At 64.8% G+C, this 24,176-nt stretch carries 25 protein-coding genes; 13 read left to right on the top strand and 12 right to left on the bottom strand.

What is annotated here, in order from left to right; translation table 11 throughout:
- Positions 1-9: 9 nt before the first annotated feature.
- Together RAM80_RS20120 and ureC are read left to right on the top strand one after the other, a co-directional pair.
- Positions 10-315: an urease subunit beta gene (locus RAM80_RS20120; protein ID WP_416422198.1), complete on the top strand. Its 306-nt coding sequence runs from the start codon at positions 10-12 to the stop codon at positions 313-315.
- A 41-nt stretch (positions 316-356) separates the two neighbouring features.
- On the top strand, positions 357-2,057 hold the full coding sequence (gene ureC, locus RAM80_RS20115) for an urease subunit alpha (protein WP_416422197.1): 1,701 nt from the start codon (positions 357-359) through the stop codon (positions 2,055-2,057).
- 70 nt (positions 2,058-2,127) lie between these two features.
- On the opposite strand, the gene RAM80_RS20110 is transcribed toward ureC, so the two are convergent.
- Together RAM80_RS20110 and cbpA are read right to left on the bottom strand one after the other, a co-directional pair.
- Positions 2,128-2,433: a chaperone modulator CbpM gene (locus tag RAM80_RS20110; RefSeq protein WP_416422196.1), complete on the bottom strand. Its 306-nt coding sequence runs from the start codon at positions 2,431-2,433 to the stop codon at positions 2,128-2,130.
- A 2-nt stretch (positions 2,434-2,435) separates the two neighbouring features.
- A complete protein-coding gene (gene cbpA, locus RAM80_RS20105) occupies positions 2,436-3,395 on the bottom strand; it encodes a curved DNA-binding protein (RefSeq protein WP_416422195.1) in 960 nt (319 codons plus the stop codon).
- Between the two features lie 263 nt (positions 3,396-3,658).
- Between cbpA and RAM80_RS20100 the strand changes: the two genes are divergently transcribed.
- The gene (locus tag RAM80_RS20100; RefSeq protein ID WP_416422194.1) at positions 3,659-4,924 is read left to right on the top strand and encodes an Hsp70 family protein; all 1,266 of its coding nucleotides are present in this window, start codon (positions 3,659-3,661) and stop codon (positions 4,922-4,924) included.
- A gap of 77 nt (positions 4,925-5,001) precedes the next feature.
- On the opposite strand, the gene RAM80_RS20095 is transcribed toward RAM80_RS20100, so the two are convergent.
- Together RAM80_RS20095 and RAM80_RS20090 are read right to left on the bottom strand one after the other, a co-directional pair.
- A complete protein-coding gene (locus tag RAM80_RS20095) occupies positions 5,002-6,012 on the bottom strand; it encodes an AI-2E family transporter (protein ID WP_416422193.1) in 1,011 nt (336 codons plus the stop codon).
- A 159-nt stretch (positions 6,013-6,171) separates the two neighbouring features.
- On the bottom strand, positions 6,172-6,474 hold the full coding sequence (locus RAM80_RS20090; protein WP_416422192.1) for a PsiF family protein: 303 nt from the start codon (positions 6,472-6,474) through the stop codon (positions 6,172-6,174).
- Between the two features lie 180 nt (positions 6,475-6,654).
- Here RAM80_RS20090 and RAM80_RS20085 point away from each other — a divergent pair, with 180 nt between their 5' ends.
- Complete coding sequence (locus tag RAM80_RS20085) at positions 6,655-7,542, top strand: DMT family transporter (protein WP_416422191.1); 888 nt, start codon at positions 6,655-6,657, stop codon at positions 7,540-7,542.
- Here the strand turns inward: RAM80_RS20085 and RAM80_RS20080 are convergent.
- Positions 7,539-8,429, bottom strand: coding sequence for an esterase/lipase family protein (locus tag RAM80_RS20080; RefSeq protein ID WP_416422190.1), 891 nt, complete (start codon positions 8,427-8,429; stop codon positions 7,539-7,541). The genes RAM80_RS20085 and RAM80_RS20080 overlap by 4 nt on opposite strands.
- Positions 8,430-8,548: 119 nt before the next feature.
- Here RAM80_RS20080 and osmE point away from each other — a divergent pair, with 119 nt between their 5' ends.
- Both osmE and RAM80_RS20070 read left to right on the top strand, forming a co-directional pair.
- Positions 8,549-8,896: an osmotically-inducible lipoprotein OsmE gene (osmE, locus tag RAM80_RS20075; RefSeq protein WP_416422189.1), complete on the top strand. Its 348-nt coding sequence runs from the start codon at positions 8,549-8,551 to the stop codon at positions 8,894-8,896.
- Positions 8,897-9,026: 130 nt separating this feature from the next.
- Positions 9,027-9,554: a ferritin-like domain-containing protein gene (locus tag RAM80_RS20070; protein WP_416422188.1), complete on the top strand. Its 528-nt coding sequence runs from the start codon at positions 9,027-9,029 to the stop codon at positions 9,552-9,554.
- 117 nt (positions 9,555-9,671) lie between these two features.
- Here the strand turns inward: RAM80_RS20070 and RAM80_RS20065 are convergent, their stop codons facing one another.
- Positions 9,672-11,747, bottom strand: coding sequence for an AsmA family protein (locus RAM80_RS20065; RefSeq protein WP_416422187.1), 2,076 nt, complete (start codon positions 11,745-11,747; stop codon positions 9,672-9,674).
- Positions 11,748-12,079: 332 nt separating this feature from the next.
- Here RAM80_RS20065 and RAM80_RS20060 point away from each other — a divergent pair, with 332 nt between their 5' ends.
- The 7 genes from RAM80_RS20060 (at position 12,080) to RAM80_RS20030 (ending at position 17,175) form a co-directional block, all read left to right on the top strand.
- On the top strand, positions 12,080-12,556 hold the full coding sequence (locus RAM80_RS20060) for a phage infection protein (RefSeq protein ID WP_416422186.1): 477 nt from the start codon (positions 12,080-12,082) through the stop codon (positions 12,554-12,556).
- 99 nt (positions 12,557-12,655) lie between these two features.
- The gene (locus RAM80_RS20055) at positions 12,656-13,291 is read left to right on the top strand and encodes a TetR family transcriptional regulator (protein WP_416422185.1); all 636 of its coding nucleotides are present in this window, start codon (positions 12,656-12,658) and stop codon (positions 13,289-13,291) included.
- Between the two features lie 148 nt (positions 13,292-13,439).
- Complete coding sequence (gene ureE / locus RAM80_RS20050) at positions 13,440-13,940, top strand: urease accessory protein UreE (protein WP_416422184.1); 501 nt, start codon at positions 13,440-13,442, stop codon at positions 13,938-13,940.
- Complete coding sequence (locus RAM80_RS20045; RefSeq protein WP_416422183.1) at positions 13,937-14,611, top strand: urease accessory protein UreF; 675 nt, start codon at positions 13,937-13,939, stop codon at positions 14,609-14,611. Before ureE ends, RAM80_RS20045 begins: the two co-directional genes overlap by 4 nt.
- 12 nt (positions 14,612-14,623) lie before the next feature.
- A complete protein-coding gene (gene ureG, locus RAM80_RS20040) occupies positions 14,624-15,238 on the top strand; it encodes an urease accessory protein UreG (protein ID WP_416422182.1) in 615 nt (204 codons plus the stop codon).
- 127 nt (positions 15,239-15,365) lie between these two features.
- A complete protein-coding gene (locus RAM80_RS20035) occupies positions 15,366-15,938 on the top strand; it encodes a HupE/UreJ family protein (RefSeq protein ID WP_416422181.1) in 573 nt (190 codons plus the stop codon).
- Positions 15,939-16,089: 151 nt separating this feature from the next.
- Positions 16,090-17,175, top strand: coding sequence for an AGE family epimerase/isomerase (locus RAM80_RS20030; protein ID WP_416422180.1), 1,086 nt, complete (start codon positions 16,090-16,092; stop codon positions 17,173-17,175).
- Positions 17,176-17,258: 83 nt separating this feature from the next.
- Here RAM80_RS20030 and RAM80_RS20025 read toward each other — a convergent pair whose 3' ends face one another.
- The 6 genes from RAM80_RS20025 to RAM80_RS20000 form a co-directional block, all read right to left on the bottom strand.
- Complete coding sequence (locus tag RAM80_RS20025; RefSeq protein WP_416422179.1) at positions 17,259-18,026, bottom strand: SDR family oxidoreductase; 768 nt, start codon at positions 18,024-18,026, stop codon at positions 17,259-17,261.
- 758 nt (positions 18,027-18,784) lie between these two features.
- Entirely contained in the window at positions 18,785-19,501 is a 717-nt protein-coding gene (locus tag RAM80_RS20020; RefSeq protein WP_416422178.1) for an ABC transporter ATP-binding protein, read from the bottom strand.
- On the bottom strand, positions 19,498-20,370 hold the full coding sequence (locus RAM80_RS20015; RefSeq protein WP_416422177.1) for an ABC transporter ATP-binding protein: 873 nt from the start codon (positions 20,368-20,370) through the stop codon (positions 19,498-19,500). The genes RAM80_RS20020 and RAM80_RS20015 overlap by 4 nt, the downstream gene beginning before the upstream one ends.
- Positions 20,367-21,650 (bottom strand): high-affinity branched-chain amino acid ABC transporter permease LivM, encoded by a 1,284-nt coding sequence (livM, locus tag RAM80_RS20010; protein ID WP_416422176.1) that lies wholly within the window; start codon positions 21,648-21,650, stop codon positions 20,367-20,369. The genes RAM80_RS20015 and livM overlap by 4 nt, the downstream gene beginning before the upstream one ends.
- 3 nt (positions 21,651-21,653) lie before the next feature.
- Positions 21,654-22,568 (bottom strand): ABC transporter permease subunit, encoded by a 915-nt coding sequence (locus RAM80_RS20005; protein WP_416427528.1) that lies wholly within the window; start codon positions 22,566-22,568, stop codon positions 21,654-21,656.
- A 165-nt stretch (positions 22,569-22,733) separates the two neighbouring features.
- Positions 22,734-23,873: a branched-chain amino acid ABC transporter substrate-binding protein gene (locus tag RAM80_RS20000; RefSeq protein WP_416422175.1), complete on the bottom strand. Its 1,140-nt coding sequence runs from the start codon at positions 23,871-23,873 to the stop codon at positions 22,734-22,736.
- Positions 23,874-24,176: the final 303 nt, after the last annotated feature.

The raw sequence follows: 24,176 nt of genomic DNA, 5'->3' as shown, positions 1-24,176 counted from the left end.
GAAGCCTGAATGATCCCCGGCCAATACCAGATCCAACCTGGCGACATCGAACTCAACGTCGGCCGCCGCACCCTCAGCCTGACGGTGGCCAACAGCGGCGACCGGCCCATCCAGGTGGGCTCGCACTACCACTTCTTCGAAACCAACGACGCCCTCACCTTCGACCGCGCCGCCAGCCGCGGCATGCGCCTGAACATCCCGGCCGGCACCGCCGTGCGCTTCGAGCCGGGCCAGAGCCGCGAGGTGGAACTGGTGGACCTGGCCGGCCACCGCCGCGTGTTCGGTTTCGCCGGCCGCGTCATGGGCGATTTGTAAGGCCCCCGCGGGGTCATGAAATTGGAATTCAAAGGCAGACAATGAAAATCTCGAGACAAGCCTACGCCGACATGTTCGGCCCCACCGTCGGCGACAAGGTGCGCCTGGCCGACACCGACCTGTGGATCGAAGTGGAAAAGGACTTCACCACCTACGGTGAAGAAGTGAAATTCGGTGGCGGCAAGGTGATCCGCGACGGCATGGGCCAGGGCCAGCTGCTGGCCGCCGAGGTGGTGGACACGCTGATCACCAACGCGTTGATCATCGACCACTGGGGCATCGTCAAGGCTGACGTGGGCCTGAAGGACGGCCGCATCGCCGCCATCGGCAAGGCCGGCAACCCGGACATCCAGCCCGATGTGACCATCGCCATCGGCGCCAGCACCGAAGTCATCGCCGGCGAAGGCATGATTCTCACCGCCGGCGGCATCGACACCCACATCCACTTCATCTGCCCGCAGCAGATCGAAGAAGCGCTGATGAGCGGCGTCACCACCATGATCGGCGGCGGCACCGGCCCGGCCACCGGCACCAACGCCACCACCTGCACCTCAGGCCCGTGGCACATGGCGCGCATGCTGCAGGCGGCCGACTCGTTCCCGATGAACATCGGCTTCACCGGCAAGGGCAACGCCAGCCTGCCCGAGCCGCTGATCGAGCAGGTAAAGGCCGGCGCCATCGGCCTCAAGCTGCACGAAGACTGGGGCACCACCCCAGCCTCCATCGACAACTGCCTGAGCGTGGCCGACCAGTACGACGTGCAGGTGGCCATCCACACCGACACCCTTAACGAGTCGGGCTTCGTGGAAACCACCCTGGGCGCGTTCAAGGGCCGCACCATCCACACCTACCACACCGAAGGCGCCGGCGGCGGCCACGCCCCCGACATCATCAAGGCCTGCGGCTTCCCCAACGTGCTGCCCAGCTCCACCAACCCGACCCGGCCGTTCACCCGCAACACCATCGACGAACACCTGGACATGCTGATGGTGTGCCACCACCTGGACCCCAGCATCGCCGAGGACGTGGCCTTCGCCGAAAGCCGCATCCGCCGCGAGACCATCGCCGCCGAGGACATCCTCCACGACCTGGGCGCCTTCTCGATGATCAGCTCCGACAGCCAGGCCATGGGCCGCGTCGGCGAGGTGGTGACGCGCACCTGGCAGACCGCCGACAAGATGAAAAAGCAGCGCGGCCCGCTGGCCGAGGACGCGCCGGGCAACGACAACTTCCGCGCCAAGCGCTACATCGCCAAGTACACCATCAACCCCGCCATCACCCACGGCATCAGCCATGAGGTGGGCTCCATCGAAATTGGCAAATGGGCCGACCTGGTGCTGTGGCGCCCGGCGTTCTTCGGCGTGAAGCCGACGCTGATCCTCAAGGGCGGTGCCATCGCGGCCAGCCTGATGGGCGACGCCAACGCCTCGATTCCCACCCCGCAGCCCGTGCACTACCGGCCGATGTTCGCCAGCTACGGCGGCTCGCGCCATGCCACCAGCATTACCTTCATCAGCCAGGCAGCACTGGACGCCGGCGTGCCGGAGCAGCTGGGTTTGAAGAAGCAGATTGGCGTGGTAAAGGGCTGCCGCACGCTGAAGAAGACCGACCTGATTCACAACGGCTACCTGCCGGCGATCGACGTCGACCCGCAGACCTACCAGGTAAAGGCCGACGGGGTGCTGCTGTGGTGTGAACCGGCGGAGACGTTGCCGATGGCGCAGCGGTATTTCCTGTTCTAGACACAAACCCTGTGGGAGCTGGTTTCCAGGGCCTCAAAAGCTCGCTGGCAAGCCAGCTCCCACAGTTATATCAGCCTTGCACAAAGCGCCCCAGGCGCTGGCGCAGCCGGGCGTTTTCGGCGCGCAGGTCGCGGACTTCTTCCAGCAGCTCCAGCGCCAGTGCCACGCCTTCCCATTCCAGGTCCAGGTCGTGGTGCAACTTCGCCGCGCGCCGCGCGATCAGTGGGGAAAAGTCGTCGAACAACCATTCCTCCGGGGACCGTCCCGTGGGTTCCACTATGCCGTGCTCGACGATTTCAATCACATAGGCCGCCGACATCTCGGTGGCCTGACAGAACGCTTGCATGTCCAGTTGAACGTAGCGGGACGTTTCCATGATCAACGACTCCAGTTGGCTCGGGGGTCGAATGCCGCCTTCTCCGACAGGGTTTTCCACAGCGCTTGCGTGGCTTCGTCGGCGTGCGGGGGCATTACCACTTTCAGTTGTGCGTAGAGGTCACCGCGCTCGCCCTGCTTGCGTTGCAGGCCGTTGCCCTTCACGCGCAGGCGCTGGCCGCTCTGGCTGTCGGGGCGGATGGTGAGGTTGATGCGCCCGGTGAGGGTAGGCACCGCCACCTTGGTGCCCAGCGCCGCTTCCCACGGCGCCAGCGGCACGGTGATGATCAGGTCGTGGTCTTCCACGTCGAACATCGGGTGCGGGGCGAACCGCACGATCAGGTACAGGTCGCCGTTCGCACCACCACCCACGCCCGGCGCGCCCTGGCCCTTGAGGCGGATGCGCTCGCCATCGGTGACGCCGGCCGGGATCTTCACGTTGAGGGTCTTGGTGGTGTGCCCGGTCTGCTGGCCGGCAGCGTTGTGCTGCGGCACCTGGAAGCTGATCTGCTTCGACTCGTTGGCCAGGGTTTCCTCGAGGAATACTGCAAGTTCCATTTCCACGTCTTGTCCTCGCCGCCCGGCGCTGCGTTGCTGGCCACGGCCAAAGGGGTTGCCATTGCCACCACGCCCGGCCGAGCCGAAGATGGAGCTGAAGAAATCGGAAAAATCGCCGGCGCTTTCCTCGAAGCCGCCGCCACCGCGGCCCTGCCAGCCTGGCGGGCCCTGGAACGGACGGCCGTGCTGGCCGTACTTGCGAATCTCGTCGTACTCGGCACGCTTATCGGCGTTACTCAGCGCTTCATAGGCCTCGGAGGCCTCCTTGAATTTGTCCTCGGCGTCCTTTTCCTTGCTGACGTCGGGGTGATATTTGCGTGCCAGCTTGCGGTAGGCGGTCTTGATCGCCTTCTCGTCCGCGGTCGGCTCCACGCCCAATATCTTGTAGTAGTCTTTGAAGTCCATCGAAGGATCACCATCCGTTTATCGGGATCGCGCGGTCAGTCCACTTAGTGTAGAGACCTGGCAATGGGGTGTAAGTTTATCGACTGCCGGTACGCTTTGCTGAAGGCGCAGCGGCGCAGTCGTAGGGGATGACTGCAAGATTGGGGGGCCGAGGCGCGCTTTCAAGGTGCGACCGTGTGGCAATTAAACGCCCCATGGCCTTGATTATCGCTACCACTGGCATAAACTGCGCGGCCGTTTTTTGCACAGAATCCGGCAACGACATGACCAACCAAACCCCGGCCCGCGCCTGCGGCATCGACTTCGGCACCTCCAACTCTACCGTCGGCTGGCACCGGCCGGACGTCGAGACCCTGATTGCGCTGGAAGACGGCAAGATCACCCTGCCGTCGGTGGTGTTCTTCAATATCGAGGAGCGTCGGCCGGTGTACGGCCGCCTGGCGCTGCACGAATACCTTGAAGGCTACGAAGGCCGCCTGATGCGCTCGCTCAAGAGCCTGCTGGGCTCCAAGCTGATCAAGCACGACACCAGCGTGCTGGGCACCGCCCTGCCGTTCAAGGACCTGCTGGGCATGTTCATCGGCGAGCTGAAGAAGCGCGCCGAAGCCAACGCCGGCCGTGCCTTCGATGAAGTGGTGCTGGGCCGCCCGGTGCATTTCGTCGACGACGACAAGGCTGCCGACCAGGAAGCCCAGGACACCCTGGAAGAAGTGGCGAAGAAAATCGGCTTCAAGGACGTGTCGTTCCAGTTCGAGCCCATTGCCGCGGCGTTCGACTACGAGTCCACCATCCAGCGCGAAGAGCTGGTGCTGATCGTCGACATCGGCGGTGGTACCTCGGACTTCTCGCTGATTCGCCTGGCTCCCGAGCGCCACACCATCGACGACCGTCATAGCGACATCCTCGCCACAGGCGGCGTGCACATCGGCGGTACCGACTTCGACAAGCAGCTGAGCCTGCAGGGCGTGATGCCGCTGTTCGGCTACGGCAGCCGCATGAAAAGCGGGGCGTTCATGCCTACCAGCCACCACATGAACCTGGCCACCTGGCACACCATCAACTCGGTGTACTCGCAGAAATCCCAGCTGGCCCTGGGCAGCATGCGCTACGACATCGAAGACACCGCCGGCATCGACCGCCTGTTCAAGCTGATCGACCAGCGCGCCGGCCACTGGCTGGCCATGGAAGTGGAAGAGACCAAGATCCAGCTGACCCACGCCGACAACCGCCTGGTGCCGCTGGACCGCATCGAGCCGGGCCTGAGCGTGGACATGAGCCGCGCGCTGTTCGAAGCGTCCATCGACACCCTGCTGGAGCGGGTGCGCGGCAGCGTCACGGCGCTGCTGAACGATGCCGGCGTGGGCGTGGCCCAGGTCGACACCGTATTCTTCACCGGTGGTTCCAGCGGCATCCCGGCGCTGCGCAACAGCGTGGCGGCCATGCTGCCCAACGCCCGGCACGTGGAAGGCAACATCTTCGGCAGCATTGGCAGCGGCCTGGCCATCGAGGCGCGCAAGCGCTACGGCTAAACACCGCGCCGCGACCATCGCGGGCAAGCCCGGCTCCTACGCATTCGGTAGGAGCCGGGCTTGCCCGCGATGGGCCATCACACCAACTCGGCGCGGCGCAGCTCGCTTTTCAGATACGCGTAGTAGATCGGCCCCGCCACCACCCCCGGCAGCCCGAAAGCCGCCTCGAAGATCAGCATCGCCAGCAGCAACTCCCACGACTTGGCGCGGATCTGGCTGCCCACGATGCGGGCGTTGAGGAAGTATTCCAGCTTGTGGATCAGCATCAGCCAGCCCAGCGCCGCCACCGCCACCCAGAGCGACACCGACAGGCCGATGATGGTGATCAGGGTGTTGGAGATCAGGTTGCCGATCACCGGTAGCAGGCCGAGGATGAAGGTCAGCACCACCATGGTCTTGTGCAGCGGCAGCTTGATGCCGCACAAGGGCAGGATGATCAGCAGGAATACCGCAGTGAACACGGTGTTCAAGGCGGCAATCTTGATCTGCGCGAAGACGATATTGCGGAACGCCTGCACCAGCAGGGTCAGGCGGGTCAGCAAGGCGCCCGCCAACGGCTTGTGCTCAGCCTCGGGCGGAATGCGGTTCAACGCCACGATAGCGCCCAGCACCATGCCAATCAGCAGGGTGACGAAGGTGCGCACCGCGTCCTTGCCCACCAGTTGCAGCTCGGCCAGGTGCTTGCTGACCCAGTCGCTGATGGCCGAGCGGAACTCGGTGACGTTGGCCGGCAGGTAGGCATCGATGGACGGCGGCAGTTGCCCGCGGGCGCGGTTGAGCACGTCCATGAACTTGTCGAGGAAGGCCCCCGGGTTCTCCGCCTCGTGCATCAGGAAACTGATGGCCAGGGCGAAGATCACCGCCAGCAGGCTGACGATCACCGTGCCCAGCAACGCCACCGCCACCCAGCGCGCGCGCGGCCCGGAGATCAGGTGCTCGAGCTTGGGCGTGAGCATATTGACCAGTTCATACACCAGCAAACCCGCCAGCAGGCTGGGCAGCAGGCGCAAAGGCATCACCAGCAGCAGACCACAGAACATAATGATCAGGCTGGCCCATAACACGTGACGCTGGGAAAACGTTGGCATACAGCCTCGAACACGTACGACATGGAAGGACCCGGCAGTCTGCCAGCCTTCGCCTGGCAGAGCCAGTGGCGGCCTGTGGGAGCTGGCTTGCCAGCGAGCTGTTGAGGCCTGAAAAGCTCGCTGGCAAGCCAGCTCCCACAGGGATCGTTGTGCGCGAGACTATTTCTTCAGGCAACTGCTCATGAAGGTCTTGCGCGCATCGCCGCTCAGGTTCTGGGTCTTGGCGGTGGCGTTGCAGGTGGTCATTTTCTGCTGCTGCGGGGTCAGGGTCTTGGTGGTGCTCGCCACTGGGGCGGCTTTCAGGCACGTGCTCATGTAGGTCTTGCGCTCATCGCCCTTGAGGCCCTTGGTGGTGGCGTCGGCGTTGCAGGTGGTCATCTTGTTCTGTTGCGCAGTGGCGGCGAAGCCTTGTGAACACAGGAGCAGGCCGAGCACCAGCAGGGGCGCGTGCAGCATTTTCATGGAGTTTTCTCCTTGTCGCCGCGCTGGGCCGCGCGGCCTCGCCTGAAGTGTAGACAAACTTTGCAACAGCCCCTGGCGGCGCAGATTGTCGGATTCGCACGGTCGGTTGACGGCTTGGCGGTAGGTGCGCGCGGCGCAAAGCGGGGATAATCGCGCCTTATCGACTGACAGGCGTTCCCCATGCAATACGCGTTTCCGTTGCTGGCCATTCTGATCTGGGCCGGCAACACCGTAATCAACAAGATGGCCGTGGGCGCCATCTTCCCCGCCGAAATCGGCTTCTACCGCTGGCTGCTCGCCGGCCTGCTGTTCACCCCGTTCCTGCTGCCCAAGGTGTGGGCCAACCGCGCGGCGATCCGCCCGCACCTGGGCAAGGTGTTCGTGCTGGGCCTGCTGGGCATGGCGGTGTACCAGAGCCTGGCGTACTTCGCCGCGGCGCTGACCAGCGCCACCAACATGGGCATCATCCTCTCGCTGATGCCGCTGATGTCCCTGGCCATGGCCATCGTCGCCTTGGGCCAGCGCCTCACTGCCGGCGCGCTGTTCGGCGCGGTGCTGTCGCTGGGCGGGGTGCTGGTGGTGGTCTCGGCCGGGCAGCTGGGCAGCCTGCTGGCCCACGGCCTGAACCGTGGCGACGCGATGATGCTGCTGGCCACCCTGGCCTACGCGGTGTACAGCACGTTGCTGAAGAAATGGCAGCTGCGCCTGCCAGCGTTGCAACTGCTGTACCTGCAGGTGCTAGTGGCGATCATCGTGCTGCTGCCGCTGTTCGTGCTGTCGCCCAAGGTAGGCCTGGGCCTGGGCAACATCGGCCTGGTGCTGTACGCCTGCCTGCTGGCCTCCATGGTCGCGCCGCTGGCATGGATGCAGGCCGTCAGCCGCCTGGGCCCCAGCCGTACAACGCTGTTCTTCAACCTGCTGCCATTGATCACCGCGCTGATTGCCGCCGCCGTGCTGCATGAGCAACTGGCGCTGTACCACCTGGTGGGCGGCCTGCTGACCCTGGGCGGGGTGATCATGGCGGAACGCTGGACCACGCCGCTGGGCCGCGTCCGCGCCTGCGCCTAAAGCCCGGCCTGCGCCAGCCGGGCGGCGTGTTCGGTGAACAACCGCACCGGCTCCACCCCCTTGCCCACCAGGCCCAGGGACTGGTTGACGATGTCCAGGTGGTCCATGGGGTAGTCATCGCCAATCACCTGGCCCAGGTGCGAGCTGAAGCGCCCGACCATCCCGTCGCACTGCCCCGCCTCGCGCACGAAGGTGCGGGCGAACAGCTTGCAGCTGCGGTGCGAGCCGTCCAGGCGGTTGCCACCGCCGTCGGCCAACGGGTGCTGCAACACCCCCGACCATGAGTAGTAATGCACGCCATTGACCACCGGCTCGCCCTGCCCGCCCCACGTGGCGGGCAGGCCCTGTGGATACGCCTGGTTGAAGCGCGCCACCCCGGCGCAGGTCAGGGAATTGTGCGACCCGTGCACGTCGATGGGCAGCAGCGGCCCGCGCCAGCCGGTTTCCAGCACGCCCATCAACAGCCCCAGCAGGTACAGGACGACATGCAGCAGGCGCCCGCCCACCGAGTTGTGCGGGTAGCGGCGCTCCAGGTAGTCGGCCAGCTCCGAGCCATGGTTGGGCCCGGCCACCGAGGTCACCGACGCCACCCAGTCCGGGCGTTTGGCCGCGGCATAGCGGGCGGTCAGCGCGCCCTGGCTGTGGCCGATCAGGTTGACCTTGGCAGCACCCGTCTCGTGGCGAATGCGCTGGATGATCAGCAACAGCTGCTCGCCGCGCACCTCGGTGCTGTTGATCGGCGACACCTGCACCGGAAATACCTGCGCGCCGCCACGGCGCAGCGCCCGGACGATGCCGAACCAGTAGGGGTACAGCAGCAGCCGGACAAAGCCGAGCATGCCGGGCACCAGGATGATGGGGTAGCGGGTAGCGCCGGGCTTGGCCATGGCGTGGGCATCCTTGGGGAGCAAGCCAACATACTAGCGCACTGACATCGAACTCCTGCGTGGCGCCGTTGCCACAGTATTACGGGGCCACTATTGGCTCATTCGAAGGAGCGACACCTATGTACAAGCAAACCCTGGCTGCAGTGTGCGTACTGGCTTCGCTGGCGGGCTGCGCCAACACCAAGGTCGAAAACCCCGTGGACTTTGTCACCTACCGCAACGAGCCGCTGGTCAAGCAGGTGGACACCGGCATGACCATGCAGCAGGTCATCGCCATCGGCGGTACCCCCTCCAGCGTCGTGGATGGCAACGGCAAGACCGCCGCCGGCACCTGCAATAACTACGTGCTCAACACCGACGGCAAGCAGCAGGCCTACTACGTGAGCTTCGACGGCACCGGCCACGTGGACAGCAAGGGCTTCATGACCTGCGCCCAGCACAAGGGCAACGTCAAGGCGATGCCCTGATGTCGCGCGGATAAAACTTTCCGGCACCTCGCGCACTCACACCCTCTGTACCGATCGAGCCGGGCGCCCGTCAGCCAATGACGGGCGCGATAGAGCCTGACGGCCCCAACCGTATAGCCTGGAGAATGTCATGACCATTGCACTGACCGACAAGAACACCCTGCGTGAAACCGCTCGCAAGAATGTTGACCAAGGCGCCGTGACCGAAGGCTATGACGCCGACCGCCAGGAGGTGCTGCGCCTGCTCAACGACTCGCTGGCCACGGAGCTGGTGTGCGTGCTGCGCTACAAACGCCATTACTACATGGCCAAGGGCGTGAAGGCCCACGTGGCCGCCGAGGAGTTCCTGGAGCACGCCGGCCAGGAAGCCGAGCACGCCGACAAGCTGGCCGAACGCATCGTGCAGTTGGGCGGCGAGCCGGACTTCAACCCCGACAGCCTCAGCAGCCGCTCCCACGCCGAATACAAGCCGGGCAGCAACCTCAAGGAAATGGTGTACGAGGACCTGGTGGCCGAGCGCATCGCCATCGACAGCTACCGCGAGATCATCCAGTACATCGGCGACAAGGACCCTACCTCGCGCCGCCTGTTCGAGGAGATCCTGGCCCAGGAAGAAGAACACGCCGATGACATGGCGGATATTCTCGAAGGGCTGTAAGTAGCGTTACATCCAACCAGTGGGAGCGGGCTCTGCCCGCGAAAAGGCCCCCGCGCTTTGTCTGATCAAGCGCGGGGGCCTTTTCGCGGGCAGAGCCCGCTCCCACATGGGTAGCACTCAACGAGTGCTTGGCACTGTCTTCGGCGCCTTGCCCGCCTTCATCTGCTCCAGCAACGGCGTGCACTGGTTAGGCTCGCCACCGCTGGGTGCCACCAGCGCCAACAGGCCTGCCGCCGGCGCCGCTACCACGCCCAGGGCAATCATCCCCGCGCCGCGCAGCAGCAACGGCACCGCTTGCACGCCGGCGCTGGGCTTGGCAAACGGCCCGCGCACGTACAGCGGCGAACGCAGCGACAGCAGGCGGAAGCCCTTGGATTCGGGGGTGATCTTCAGGTCCAGCTGTTCGGTCTTGAAGTTCACCGTGCCATCGATGTAGATAATCGCGTTCTCGGTGTCGAACACGAACAGCCGTGGTGCCGCCAGGCCATCCTTGATGCCCAGGTCGGCGGCGGCGCAGTTGATCTTCACTTCCTTGTCGCCAAAGATCTTGCCCATCACGTAGTTACCCACGTTCAGCCCGGCAATCTCCATCAGGCTGCGGCTGACCGCGCCATCGTTGATCAACAGCTTCAGGTCGCCGTTGGCGCTGCCCAGCAAGGCCGCCACCGAGTTGCCGGTGCCGGCGATGTCGGCGTCACCGTTGAGCTGGCCGAAGCTGGTCTTCATCGGTTCGAAGGTGGGGAACAGCTGTTTCAGCTTGAAGCCGCGCGCGGTCAGCTTGGCCCGGCCCTGCAACGGCGTGCTGCGGCCGTTGAGGCCGATCTGCGCGTCGAGGTTGCCGCCCGCCACGCCAAAGCGCAGGGGTTGCAGGTTCAGCTGGCCGTCATCGAGCACCAGGTGCGTGTAGAGGTCGGTGAACGGCAGCTCCTTGCTCTGTACGATCTTCTTGCCAGTGAACTCGACGTCGGCGTCCATGGTGCGCCAGCGCTCGGTGCGGAACTCTTCCACCGGCAGCACCTTGCCCGCCGGTTGCTTGCTTTCGCTGCCGCGCGCGGCCTGCTTGGCGTTGGAGTCGGCGCCGATCAACGGTGCCAGGTCGGTGAATAGCAGCTGGTTGGACACCAGTTTGCCGGTCAGCTTGGGCCGCGGCTGGCTGGCGACGAAGCTCAGGTCGCCGTGAATGTCGCTGTTGCCGATCTTGCCGTTGAAGCCCTGGTATTCGAAGGTGGCACCGGTGGGCTCATGGAGCTTGGCCTGCAGGTGGCCGTCGGTGGAATACGGCGGCGAGTCGGGCAGCGTCACCCCGGTCAGCGGGTACAGCTTGCTCAGGCTGGCGCCTTCCAGCTTCAGGCGCAGGTCCAGGGCGCCGAGGTTGCGCGGGTCGGTCAGGGTACCGGCGACGGCCACGTGGGTGTCGGCAATGCGCACGTCGGCCTGCACCGGGAACGGCTTGGCCGCGTCCTGCAGGGCCAGCAGGCCGCCGATCTTGCCGGTGCCGTTGACGGGCTGGTCCTTGTAGCGGCCAGTGACCTTGAAGCCGAAGGCGTAGTCCTGGGCGCTGCCGCCTTGGTCGCTGACCTTCTTCGCCGCGCCGCTGCCGACGATGTCACTGAACGGAATCGGCTTGCCCAGCGGGTCGATCAGCACGTCGGCGTGGGCTTTCAGGGTCACGTCGTCATACACCACGTGGCCCTTGTCGAAGCCGATGGCGCCGATGTCCATCACCCATTTCGACGGTTCGGCGTTAGGGTCCTTGGGCCCGAAGTCGAAGGTCCAGTTGGCGCGGCCGTCGGCCAGGCGTTGCAGGTTGGCGTCCGGCTGGGTCAGGTCGATGCGCGGGATGACAATGCGCTCGGCCAGCAAAGGCAGCGGCGACAGGCGGAACGCCACGCGCTTGAGGCCGACCATCTGCGGCTCTTTCGACCATTCGGGGTTGCCCAGGGTCAGGTCCTCGGCCTCGAAGTGCGGCCACGGCACCCAGGCGCGCCAGCCGCCCTCGTCGGGCTCGCGGCCCCAGTGCACGGCCAGGTTGCCGTTGATGGCGAACGGGCGGTGCAGGGCTTCGGACACCTTCGCGTTGAGCGTCGGCTTCACCCGGTTCCAGTCAAAGGTGGCAATGACCACCACCAGTACGACGATCAGCAGCACCAGGGTGCCAACTGTCCAGGCCAGGATCTTGCGGGGGCGCGTCATGCACGAATCTCCAAGTGACAGCGAGCCGGAAAACGGCGGCCCGCCTGGTTGCAGCAATTACCTTAGGACTGGCAAACCGCCCGGGGGTTTAACCCGATTGATGAAATCGCCGAACACTTTCATCGATGCACGTTCCATGAAAGCGCGGGCGCCGTGGGAAATCCCCGCGACGGTGCAGGCGAAACCCGCGTAAGGCCTTGATTAGACAGCCCCAAGGCAAACAATCAATTCCGTTGATTGTTACCATTGTCCTTATGAACTTTTATATCTAATTCTCAAGAGTAGCATTGGCTTCGTACCCACTTTTCAGCCCTCCAAAGGAGCGCCAAATCATGAAACGCCAATTGCTGCTGACCCTGACCCTCTCTGTACTGGCCGCCAACGTGTTCGCCGCCAGCAACGTTCAACCTGCCGTTACCCAGCACAGCGCTGCGGTGATCGTGGCGCAGGATGGTTCGGACCGTACGCTGAACCGCGTTGCCCAGGACGGTTTTGACCGCACCCTGAACCGCGTTGCCCAGGACGGTTCTGACCGCACTCTGAACCGCGTCGCTCAAGACGGCTCCGACCGCACCCTGAACCGCGTTGCCCAAGACGGCTCGGACCGCACCCTGAACCGCGTCGCTCAAGACGGCTCTGACCGCACCCTGAACCGCGTTGCTCAAGACGGCTCGGACCGCACCCTGAACCGCGTTGCCCAGGACGGCTCCGACCGCACCCTGAACCGCGTCGCTCAAGACGGCTCGGACCGCACCCTGATGCGCGTCGCCCAGGACGGCTCCGACCGTACCCTGAACCGCGCGAGCTGAACCTTGGCTGCCCTGGAAAAAGCCCGGTCCCCGTACCGGGCTTTGATTTTTCCGCCGATTTGCTAGAGTGCTGCGCTGCCCTTCACAGAATCCCGCACCATGCTGCCCCGCGCCGAACAGAAACAGCAGACCCGCCACGCCCTCCTCGATGCCGCCCGGCAATTGATCGATGCCGGCCGTGGGTTCGGCAGCATCAGCCTGCGTGAAGTGGCCAAGGCCGCGGGCATCGTGCCCACCGGCTTCTACCGCCATTTCGACGACATGGACCAGCTGGGCCTGGCCCTGGTCAATGAAGTGGGCGAAACCTTCCGCGAAACCATCCGCCGCGTGCGCCGCAACGAGTTCGAGCTCAAGGGCCTGACCGACGCCTCTGTGCGCATCTTCCTCGACAGCGTGGCCGCGCACCGCTCGCAGTTCCTGTTCCTGGCCCGCGAGCAGTACGGCGACTCGCGCCCAGTACGCCAGGCGCTGACCTGCCTGCGCGACGGCATCAGCTCGGACCTGGCCGCAGACCTGGCGCTGATGCCCAAGTGGCAGCACCTGGACAGCGCCGCCCTGGCGGTGATGGCGGACCTGGTGGTGAAGACCGTGTTCGCCACCCTGCCCGAGCTCATCGACCCGCCCGCCGAGGCTCTACCCCGGCAGTTGTCGCCCCAGGCGAAGATCACCCAGCAGCTGCGCTTCATCTTCATGGGCGCCAAGCACTGGCACGGTTTGAGCAGTATTGACGACTGACCCAGCTTGGTGCCATACAGGCTGAAGCGCACCAATATGTAACATTTTGTTGCCCCAAGTTCTGGCGCAAGGCCGGCATTCGCAGCGCTCGCATGTTGGCAAGATGCTTGCTGTCAGCAAACTATCGCACTCAGCCGGATGCCTGAAAATGCTGGTGATCCACCGCAGAACCGAGCCAAAACCTGACTGGTCGGCCGAATTACACCTGAATTTCGAAGCGCGCAGCAAAAGCCGCCTGCGCTGTTTTAGTGCCGACGGCGAAGACGTCGGGTTGTTTCTGGAGCGCGGCCAGCCGCCGCTGCACGACGGCGAATTCCTCGAAGCCCAGGACGGCCGCGTGGTGAAAGTCGTGGCCCGCCCCGAAACCCTGCTGCACGTCACCTGCGCCAGCGCCTTCGAGCTGACCCGCGCCGCCTACCACCTGGGCAACCGCCACGTGGCCCTGCAAGTGGGCGATGGCTGGCTGCGCCTGCTGGACGACTATGTGCTGAAAGCCATGCTCGACCAGTTGGGCGCCACCACCGAAGTCATCGAAGCGCCCTTCCAGCCCGAGCATGGCGCCTATGGCGGCGGCCACCATCACTCGCGCCATGGCGAGGAAGATTTCAACTACGCGCCCAAGCTCCACCAGTTCGGCGTGCGCACGTGAACCCGGCCTGGGCCCTGCTGCGCCTGGCCAGCCCGCAACTGCCGATTGGCGGCTACAGCTACTCCCAGGGGCTGGAGATGGCCGTGGAACAAGGCACGGTCAAGCAGGCCGACGACGCGCGCCGGTGGATCAGCGATCAGTTGCTGCTCAACCTGGCACGCTTCGAGGCGCCGTTGCTGTTGGCCCACTGTAACGCCGCGGCTGCGGAAGACTGGCCTGCCTTGCGCCAGTTGAGCGACGAGCACCGCGCCAGCCGCGAAACCCGCGAGCTGGCCCAGGAAAGCCGGCAGATGGGCTATTCGCTCAAGCAGTTGCTCGACGGCCTGCCCGAGCTGGACAGCCCCGCCCGCGACTTCCTGGCTGCCACGCCCGAACCGCACCTGGCCCTGGGCTGGGCGCTGGCCGCGCGCGCCTGGAATATCAGCCCCGCCGACGCCCTGGCCGCCTGGCTGTGGAGCTGGCTGGAAAACCAATTGGCGGTGCTGATGAAAACCCTGCCGCTGGGCCAGCAAGCCGCCCAGCGCCTGACCAGCGAGCTGCTGCCCTTGCTGCAGCAGGCTCAGCAGCACGCCAGCGAACTCGACCCCCACCACTACGGCAGCGCCGCCTTCGGCCTGTCCCTGGCGAGCATGGCCCATGAGCGCCAGTACAGCCGCCTGTTCCGTTCCTAGGAGATGACAATAATGAATACCCAGCCCCTGCGTGTCGGTATCGGCGGCCCGGTCGGTTCCGGCAAGACCGCCCTTACCCTGGCCCTGTGCCTGGCCCTGCGCGAGCGCTACAACCTGGCCGTGGTCACCAACGACATCTACACCCGCGAAGACGCCGACTTCCTGGTACGCAACGAGGCCCTGGCGCCCGAGCGCATCATTGGCGTGGAAACCGGCGGCTGCCCGCACACCGCCATCCGCGAGGACGCCTCCATCAACCTGGAAGCCGTGGACCAGCTCAACCGCCGCTTCCCGGGCCTGGACCTGATCCTGGTGGAATCGGGTGGCGACAACCTCTCGGCCACCTTCAGCCCCGAGCTGTCGGACCTGACCATCTACGTGATCGACGTGTCGGCCGGCGACAAGCTGCCACGCAAGGGCGGCCCGGGCATCTGCAAGTCGGACCTGCTGGTGATCAACAAGATCGACCTGGCACCGCTGGTGGGCGCTTCGCTGGAAATGATGGATGGCGACACCAAGCGCATGCGCAACGGCAAGCCGTTCGTGTTCAGCAACCAGAAGACCGGCCAGGGCCTTGAAGAGATCATCGCCTTCATCGAACGCCAGGGGCTGCTGACTGCCGCCTGAGCCACCACAACCCCGTAGCCGCTGCCGACAGGCTGCGCTGGCCCTGAGCCACGCTTGAGATTTCCAGTGTACTCAGGGGCCAGCGCAGCCTTCGGCAGCGGCTACACACCTACCAAGGAAGCCACCCATGACCCTGAAAAAACTCTTCGGCGCCGCCGCCCTGCTGCTCACCCCGGCCCTGGCCTTCGCCCACCCCGGCCACGGCGAACATGGCATCGTCGCCGGCGTGCTGCACCCGCTGACCGGCATCGACCACCTGCTGGCCATGCTGGCCGTGGGCCTGTGGGCCGCGCAGCAGACCGGCAAGGCGCGCTGGGCGCTGCCCGCCACCTTCGTCGGCACCATGCTGCTGGGCGGCGTGCTGGGCTTTGAAGGCCTGCAGTTGCCAGGCCTGGAAAGCGGCATCGCTGCCTCGGTGCTGGCCCTGGGCCTGGCCGTGGCCCTGGCCATTCGCCCACCGGTAGCCCTGGCCGTTGGCGCCACCGCGCTGTTCGCCCTGTTCCACGGCGTGGCCCACGGCCTGGAGCTGCCGGAGATGTCCAGCCCATGGGCCTACGCCGCCGGCTTCGTCGCCGCCACCGCCGCGCTGCACGCGGTGGGCTATGCCGTGGTTCGCGTGCTGCCGCAAGCCGCCAGCCCGCTGGTGCGCATCGCCGGCGCCCTGTCCGCCCTGACCGGCGCGTGGCTGCTGGCTGGTTGATCGATCACCCCCTGTGGGAGCTGGCTTGCCAGCGAGCTGTTGAGGCCGAACAACTCGCTGGCAAGCCAGCTCCCACAAAAACAGTTGCAGCAACGGGGCGCTTCATCCCTGTTACCATGTCGCTCAAACAGCCGCTTTGACGACACCTTTCATGCTCGATCACTCCCCGCAAGCCGCCTTCACCGCCGTGCATGAGCACTTCCTGAAGACCATCGTGCCCCTGTGGCAAGGCCCCGGCTGGAACGCCGACCTGGCGCTGCCCTACGAAGCGCTGGCGCCCAACCACACGCCCATGCCGGTGCAACGCTACCGGGCCATGGCCTGCGCGCGGCAGCTGTACCTGTTCGCCGGGCTGATCGAGCAACCGGGCGCGCGCGAGCACGCAGCAGCGCTGTTCCGCTCGCTGCAGAAGCATTTCCACGACGCCGAGCACGGCGGCTGGTTCTACAGCATCGACGCCCAGGCGCGGCCGCTGGACCGCACCAAGGACCTGTACACCCACGCCTTCATCATCTTCGCCTGCGCCCACTACTGGCGGCAGTCCCGCGACCCGCTGGCCGAGTCGGTGCTCAACGCCGCGCTCAACGTGGTAGCCACGCGGTTCGCCAGCGGCGATGGCCTGTACGAGGCCGCGCTGGCCGAAGACTGGGCGCCACTGGGCAGCGGGCCGCTGCAGAACCCGCTGATGCACCTGGCCGAGGCCTTCCTGGCGACCCTGGCAGTGCGTGACGACGAAGCGGTGAGCGAGGCGCTGCTGGCCCTGTGCGCGGCCATGCAGGCGCGCTTTGTAGATGGTGCTTCGGGCTTCCTGATGGAGAAACCGTGCGGCGCTGTGGATAACTGGTGGGAGCCAGGCCATCAGTTCGAATGGTTCTACCTGCTGGAATCATCCGAGCTGCTGCGCGGTGGTGCGCTGCACGGCTCGCTGGACAAGGCGTTCGCCCCTTCCGAGCGCATGGGCGTGAAGCAGGGCGGCGTGCTGGCGATGCTCGACGTCGACGGCGGCGTGCGCGATGCCACCCAACGCATCTGGGCCCAGGCTGAATACCTGCGGGCCCTGACCCTGCGCCCCGGCGCCGATGTGGCCGGGCAGCTGCAAGTGCTGCAAGCGCGCTTCCTGCATGCCGGCGGCTGGCACGAGTGCCGCGATGCCAGCGGGGCGGTGAGCCGGCCGGATATGCCGTCCACCACCCCGTACCACCTGGCTACGTGCTACGAGAGCCTGGCCCAGGCTTAGCTACATGTGTGGGAGCTGGCTTGCCAGCGAGCTTTTCAGTGCCATCAAAAGCTCGCCGGCAAGCCGGCTCCCACAAAGACGCCTTACGCCTTGTGCGGGCGCTCGATGGCGAAGCCGGCCCAGCTCTGGGTCACTGGCATCAGCTCCAGGCTGTTGATGTTGACGTGCGCCGGGGTGTTCAGGATCCAGAAGATGGTGTCGGCAATGTCCTGTGGCTGGATCGGCTCGGCGCCCGCGTAGGTGGCGTCGTAGCGCGCCTGGTCGCCGTTGAAGCGCACCAGCGAGAACTCGCTTTCGCACAGGCCCGGCTCCAGGTTGGTGACGCGCACGCCAGTGCCCTGCAGGTCGCAACGCAGGTTCAGCGAGAACTGTTTGACGAACGCCTTGGTGGCGCCATACACGTGGCTGCCCGGGTACGGGTAGTTGCCCGCCACCGAACCGAGGTTGACGATGCTGGCGCCGCGGCCCTGGGCAATCAGGCGTGGCAGCAGCAGGCGGGTGCTGTACATCAGGCCTTTGACGTTGGTGTCGACCATGGTGTCCCAGTCGTCCAGGTCGCACTTGGGCGCAGGGTCCACGCCCAGGGCCAGGCCGGCGTTGTTGATCAGGCCGGTGAGCTTGTCGAACTCCGGCGGCAGGCCGGCGATGGCAGCTTCCATGGCCTTGCGGTCACGCACGTCCAGCACCAGGGCGTGCACCTTGGTCTGCTTGGAGAGTTCCTCGGCCAGGGCGTTCAGGCGCTCTTCACGGCGACCGGTCAGCACCAGCGACCAGCCGGCCTCGGCAAAACGGCGGGCACAAGCTTCGCCAAACCCGGAAGTGGCGCCAGTGATAAACACGGTGGAAGTCATTGCATGCTCCTGGAAGGCTGTGGGTAAAGTCAGTTTCAAAGCATGCCCGCGCGGCTGCGCGACGGCAAGTAAAAGGCGCACCTGATCAGAAAATGATCGCCGGCCGCAAACCCTTGTGCCAGCTGGGCCGCCGCCACTTTTGCGCACGTTATCCACAGGCCCTTGCACAGTATCCGTGGGCAACTGTGCTGTGCACAAAGCCTTGAATGGCGGGGCTTGTAGCGGGGTGCAGCGGCTTTTCGGCTTGACCTTGACCGCGCAGTCAGGTAGCCCCACCGGCCGCCACGCGTGAGGGATAACCACGGGGATGGCGCCAGGCCAGTAACTACGCCGCTCCGGGCAGTCTTTCCAAGGCTTGCCCACAGAGTTATCCACAGGCTTTCAGGCCCCGGACGAGCGGTATTGGCCGGTGGATAAGGGCTTGACAAACACCCCACTAGCAAGCTGGAAAAACGCTGATCAAAAAACAACCACAACCCTGCAGGCCACGCCGTTAAAGGGCTTGGGCAATGTACACCCAAGTTACCCACAGCCAGCTCCACAATAACCGGGGACAACTGCTTTACATGACAAAACAATGAATTGGAGTGGTTTTATGTCGCAGTGGGCGAGCAAGCAAAAAGGGTTTTCCACAATTCTGTGGAAAACCCTTTTTCCAAAACCCGAATCAATGATTTCGCTTCTGTGGGAGCTGGCTTGCCAGCGAGTTGTTGAGCGCCCGAAAAGCTCGCTGGCAAGCCAGCTCCCACAAAAAAAGGTCAGTGGCCGCCGAGATAAGCGTTACGCACCTCATCGTTACTCAGCAGCTCCGCCCCCGTGCCCGTCAACCGAATCTCGCCGTTGACCATCACATACGCCCTGTCCGACAGCTTCAGCGCATGGTTGGCGTTCTGCTCCACCAAAAAGATCGTCATCCCCGACTTCGCCAGCTCGCGCAGGGTGCTGAAGATCTGCTTCACGACGATGGGCGCCAGGCCCAGCGATGGCTCGTCCAGCAGCAACAGCTTGGGCCGGCTCATCAGGGCGCGGGCGATAGCGAGCATCTGCTGCTCGCCGCCCGACATGGTCATGGCGCGCTGGTTGCGGCGCTCCTTGAGGCGCGGGAACAGCTCGAACATGCGCTGCATGTCTTCGCTGGCGAACTTGTCGCCGATGGGGATGGTGCCCATCAGCAGGTTCTCTTCCACCGACATGTCCGGGAACACCCGCCGGCCTTCCGGCGACTGGGCGATGCCGTTGGAGGCGATGTAGTGCGAGGACTTCTTGGTGATGTCGGTGCCGCGGTAGATGATCTGGCCGTTGGCGGCGCGCGGCTGGCCGAAGATGGACATCAGCAGGGTCGACTTGCCGGCGCCGTTGGAGCCGATCAGGCTCACGGTCTCGCCCTCGTTGATGTGCATCGAGACCTTTTTCAGGGCCTGGATAGGCCCGTAGAACACGTCGAGTTCCTTCAGTTCGAGGATCGGGGTACTCATACCAGCTCCTCTTCATCCGCGCCCAGGTAGGCGGCGATCACTTTCGGGTCGTGGCGAATCTGCTCCGGGCCGCCTTCGGCGATCACGTTGCCGTGGTCCAGCACCACGATGTGGTCGGAAATGCCCATGACCATGCCCATGTCGTGCTCGATCAGCACGATGGTCATGTCATGCTCGTCGCGCAGCAGGCGGATCATGCCGCTCAGCGCCTCGGTTTCCTGCGGGTTGAGGCCGGCAGCGGGTTCGTCCAGGCAAATCACCTGGGGCCGCGTGCACATGGCCCGGGCGATTTCCAGCCGGCGTTGCTGGCCGTAGGACAGCTCGCCGGCCAGGCGATTGGCGCAATCCACCAGGTCCACCACTTCCAGCCAATAGAACGCGGTGTTGAGCGCGTCTTCCTCGGCCTTGCGGTAGCCCCGGGTGTTGAGGATGCCGGCCACCATGTTGCGGTTCACCCACATGTGCTGGGCTACCAGCAGGTTTTCCACCACCGACATTTCCCGGAACAGGCGAATGTTCTGGAAGGTCCGGGCCAGGCCTGCGCGGTTGACCAGGTGGGTGCCGCCGAACATCTTGTAGTACAGGCGGCTGGCGAAGCTGCGCGGCGAGACGAAGTCGGTGGGCTGGAAGGGCTCGCCCAGCAGCTTGATGACGTTGGTCTTGATGCCACGGGTCTGCAGCTCGATGCGCCCGCCGGTGGCCTTGTAGAAGCCGGTCAGGCAGTTGAACACGGTGGTCTTGCCGGCGCCGTTGGGGCCGATCAGGGCGAAGATCGAATTGCGCTTCACCTTCAGGCTGACATCGCTGAGCGCCTTGATGCCACCGAAGTGCATCATCAGGTTTTCAACCGTGAGTACATATTCACTCATGGCGCCACTCCTTTACGCGGGACCACACCGGTACGGCTGATGCGAATCAGGCCGCGCGGTCTCCAGATCATCATCAACACCATCAACACGCCGAACAGCAGCACGCGGTACTCGGCGAACGAGCGCAGCAGTTCGGGGGCCACGGTGAGCACGAAGGCGGCGATCACCACCCCGACGGTGGAACCCATGCCGCCCAGCACCACGATGGCCAAAATCAGCGCCGACTCGAAGAAGGTGAACGAGGTGGGGTTGACGAAGCCCTGGTAGCTGGCGAAGAACACCCCCGCCAGGCCCGCCGTGGAGGCGCCCAGGGTGAAGGCCGAGAGCTTGACCAGCACGTGGTTCAGGCCCATGGCGCGGCAGGCGATCTCGTCTTCGCGCAGGGCTTCCCAGGCGCGGCCCACCGGCATGCGGGTAAGGCGGTGCTTGATGTACAGCACGCCGATCACCACCAGGAACAGCACCGCGTAAATGAACACGAATTTCAGGTCGGGGTTGTAGTCGATGTGCAGGAACTCATGGATCGGGATGCCGCCCTCCTTCGCCTTGCGCCCGAACTCCAGGCCCAGGAAGGTCGGCGATGGCACCGGCACGCCGTTGGGACCGCCGGTGAACGACAGCCAGTTGTTCAGCACCAGGCGGATGATCTCGCCGAAGCCCAGGGTGACGATGGCCAGGTAGTCACCGTGCATGCGCAACACCGGGAAGCCCAGTATGCAGCCGGCGAACGCTGCGGCCAGGGCCGCCAGCGGCAGCGCCGACCAGAAGCCCAGGCCCAGGTACTGGTAGCCCAGCGCCAGGCCGTAGGCACCGATGGCGTAGAACGCCACGTAGCCCAGGTCGAGCAGGCCGGCCAGGCCCACCACGATGTTCAGGCCCAGGCCCAGCAGCACGTAGATCAGGCCGAGGATGACGATGGTCAGCACGTACTTGTTGGCGAACGCCGGGAAGACGATGGCCAGCACGATCACCAGCGGGATCACCCAGCGCAGCGCCGACTTGTGGCCGGGGGCAAGCACGTGCACGCCCGAGCCGCCGCGCTCCATGCCCTGGGAAATGCGCAGCCCACGGGGCGTCTGCAGGAACAGGCTGATCAGGAACCGGCCGATGACCACGGCCAGCACCAGCCAGGCCACGCGGGTGGGTTCCAGGTTGAAGCTGTAGCCTTGCAGCACCACGCCGACGATCGGGCCGAAGACGATCAGCGCCAGCAGGCCGGCGATCACCGCGTCGATCACGCTTTGCTTGATATCGATGGGTTTGATTGGGGCACCAGACATAAATTACACCTTCGCCACGAGTGGTCGACCCAGCAGGCCCTGGGGTCGGAAGATCAGGATCAGCACCAGCAGGGCGAAGCTGAACACGTCTTTGTAGTCCGAGTTGATCAGCCCGGAGAACTGCGACTCGGCAACCCCCAGGATCAACCCGCCGAGCATGGCCCCCGGCAGCGAGCCGATGCCGCCCAGCACCGCGGCGGTGAAGGCCTTGATGCCGATGATGAAGCCGGCATAGAAGTCGAAGGTGCCGTAGTTCACGGTGATCAGCACGCCCGCCAGCGCCGCCATGGCCGCGCCGATGATGAACACGTAGGAAATCACCCGGTCGGTGTTGATGCCCAGGATCGAGGCCATCTTGCGGTCTTGCTGGGTGGCCCGGCACATGCGGCCCAGCTTGGTGTACTGGATGATGTAGGTCAGCACGGCCATGCCGGCGAACGCTGCCACCAGGATGAACAGCTTGGTGTAGGTGATCTGCACGAAGCCGGTGCCGATGTCGAAGCGCCAGCCGCCGCTGAGCAGGGTGGGCACGCCTTGCTGGTTGGGGCCCTGGGCGATCTGCGCGTAGTTCTGCAGGATCAGCGAGATGCCGATGGCGCTGATCAGCGGCGCCAGTCGCGTGGAGTTGCGCAGGGGCTTGTAGGCCACCCGCTCGATGACGAAACCGTAGACCCCGGTGACGACGATGGTGAACACCAGCGTGCCGAGAATCAGGAAAGGGAAGGACTCGACGCCAAAGAACGACAACACCGCCAGGCCGATGGCCGCCAGGTAGGCAGAGATCATGTACACATCGCCGTGGGCGAAGTTGATCATGCCAATGATGCCGTAGACCATGGTGTAGCCGATGGCGATCAGCCCGTAGACCGACCCGAGGGTCAGGCCGTTGACCATTTGTTGCAGGAAAATACCATCCATCATGCACGCTCACGAACTTCTGGGCCGCACGGGTCCGCGCGGGCAAGCCGGGCCTGCCCACTCAAGACGCGAGCGGTGGTAAGAGAACTGACGGGCCTGGCCACAAGCGGCCGGGCCCTGTTTGACCCGGCCCGGGGCTAAACCCCGGGCCAGGTCGACGTCATGTCATTTCTGCTTGTCGAGCTGGTGGTATTTGCCGTCCTTGTCCCACTGGTACACCACGTAGTCGGAGACTTTCAGGTCGCCCTTGCTGTCCCAGGTCTTGGTGCCCATCACGGTGTGGACAGGGTTGGCCTTCAGCCATTTGGCAGCGTCTTCGCCCTTGTCGGACTTGGCGCCGTTGAAGCCTGCGGCCAGGGCCTGGATCGAGGCGTAGGCGTACAGGGTGTAGCCTTCAGGCTCGTAGCCGGCCTTGCGGAACTGGTCCACCACGGCCTTGCTGTCTGGCAGCAGGCGCGGGTCGGCGCCGAAGGTCATGTACACGCCGTCCACGTACTGGGCGCCACCGGCGGTGGTCACCAGTTCGTCGGTGACCACGCCGTCGTCGGACATGAACTTCACGTCTTTCAGGCCTTGCTCGCGCAGTTGGTGCACCAGCGGGCCGGCCTCGGGGTGCAGGCCACCGAAGTAGACCACGTCGGCGCCAGCGGCGCGGATCTTGGTCACCAGGGCGCTGAAGTCTTTCTCGCCGCGGGTCAGGCCCTCTTCCAGCACCGGCTTCACGCCACGGGCGGTCAGCTGCTTGGCGGTGGCGTCGGCCAGGCCCTTGCCGTAGGTGTCCTTGTCGTTGATGACCGCGACTTTCTTGCCTTTGAGCACGTCGACGATGTAGTCACCGGCCACCACGCCCTGTTGGTCGTCACGGCCGCACATGCGGAACATGGCGGTCAGGCCACGCTCGGTAACCTGTGGGTTGGTGGAGCCTGGGGTGATGGCGATGATGCCAGCATCCCCGTAAACCTCAGAAGCAGGAATGGTGGACGAGGAGCAGAAGTGACCGACCACGCCGGCGACCTTGTCCTGGTCAGCCAGCTTGTTGGCCACCGCCACGGCCTGTTTCGGCTCACAGGCGTCGTCGCCCTGCACCAGGATGATCTTGCCGCCGTTCACGCCGCCGTGGGCGTTGATCTCGTCGGCCGCCGCCTGGGCACCTTTCATGTATTGCAGACCGAAGGATGCGTTGGCACCGGTCATGGGGCCTGCCACGCCGATCTTGATGTCGGCTGCCTGTACAAACGAAGAAACACCCAACGCAGTAGCCACTGCGAGAGCCAGAAAACCTTTCCTGTAAAACGTCTGCGACATGAGGTGGTGCTCCTGAGTTTTTTTGGTTGGCACTACAACTTCAGCAATAGCTCTGAGCAAGCGCCGTGCCATCCCATTTTCCAATGTGGGACGCCAGGCGCCGTTTTACGCGCGCAGGCCCTGCGCCCGCCTTTTTGCGGCTCGTGCAACCGTCTGGCTCGGGCCTGGTAACACCGGGTTGCAAAAAAGGCGCAACCACAAAGTGCCATCATTGCAACCTGCTAGCACTTGCGCGTGCAACCGACCTGTAACAGGCTGCGTAACCGAAGTGCACATCAGCGGTGCGCAATTGCTACGCGACGC

The sequence above is a fragment of the Pseudomonas sp. App30 genome (assembly GCF_047947025.1).
In the GTDB taxonomy this organism is placed as follows: domain Bacteria; phylum Pseudomonadota; class Gammaproteobacteria; order Pseudomonadales; family Pseudomonadaceae; genus Aquipseudomonas.
Note: the sequence above shows the minus strand (reverse complement) of the source record. Positions and strands in the feature narration are given on the sequence as shown.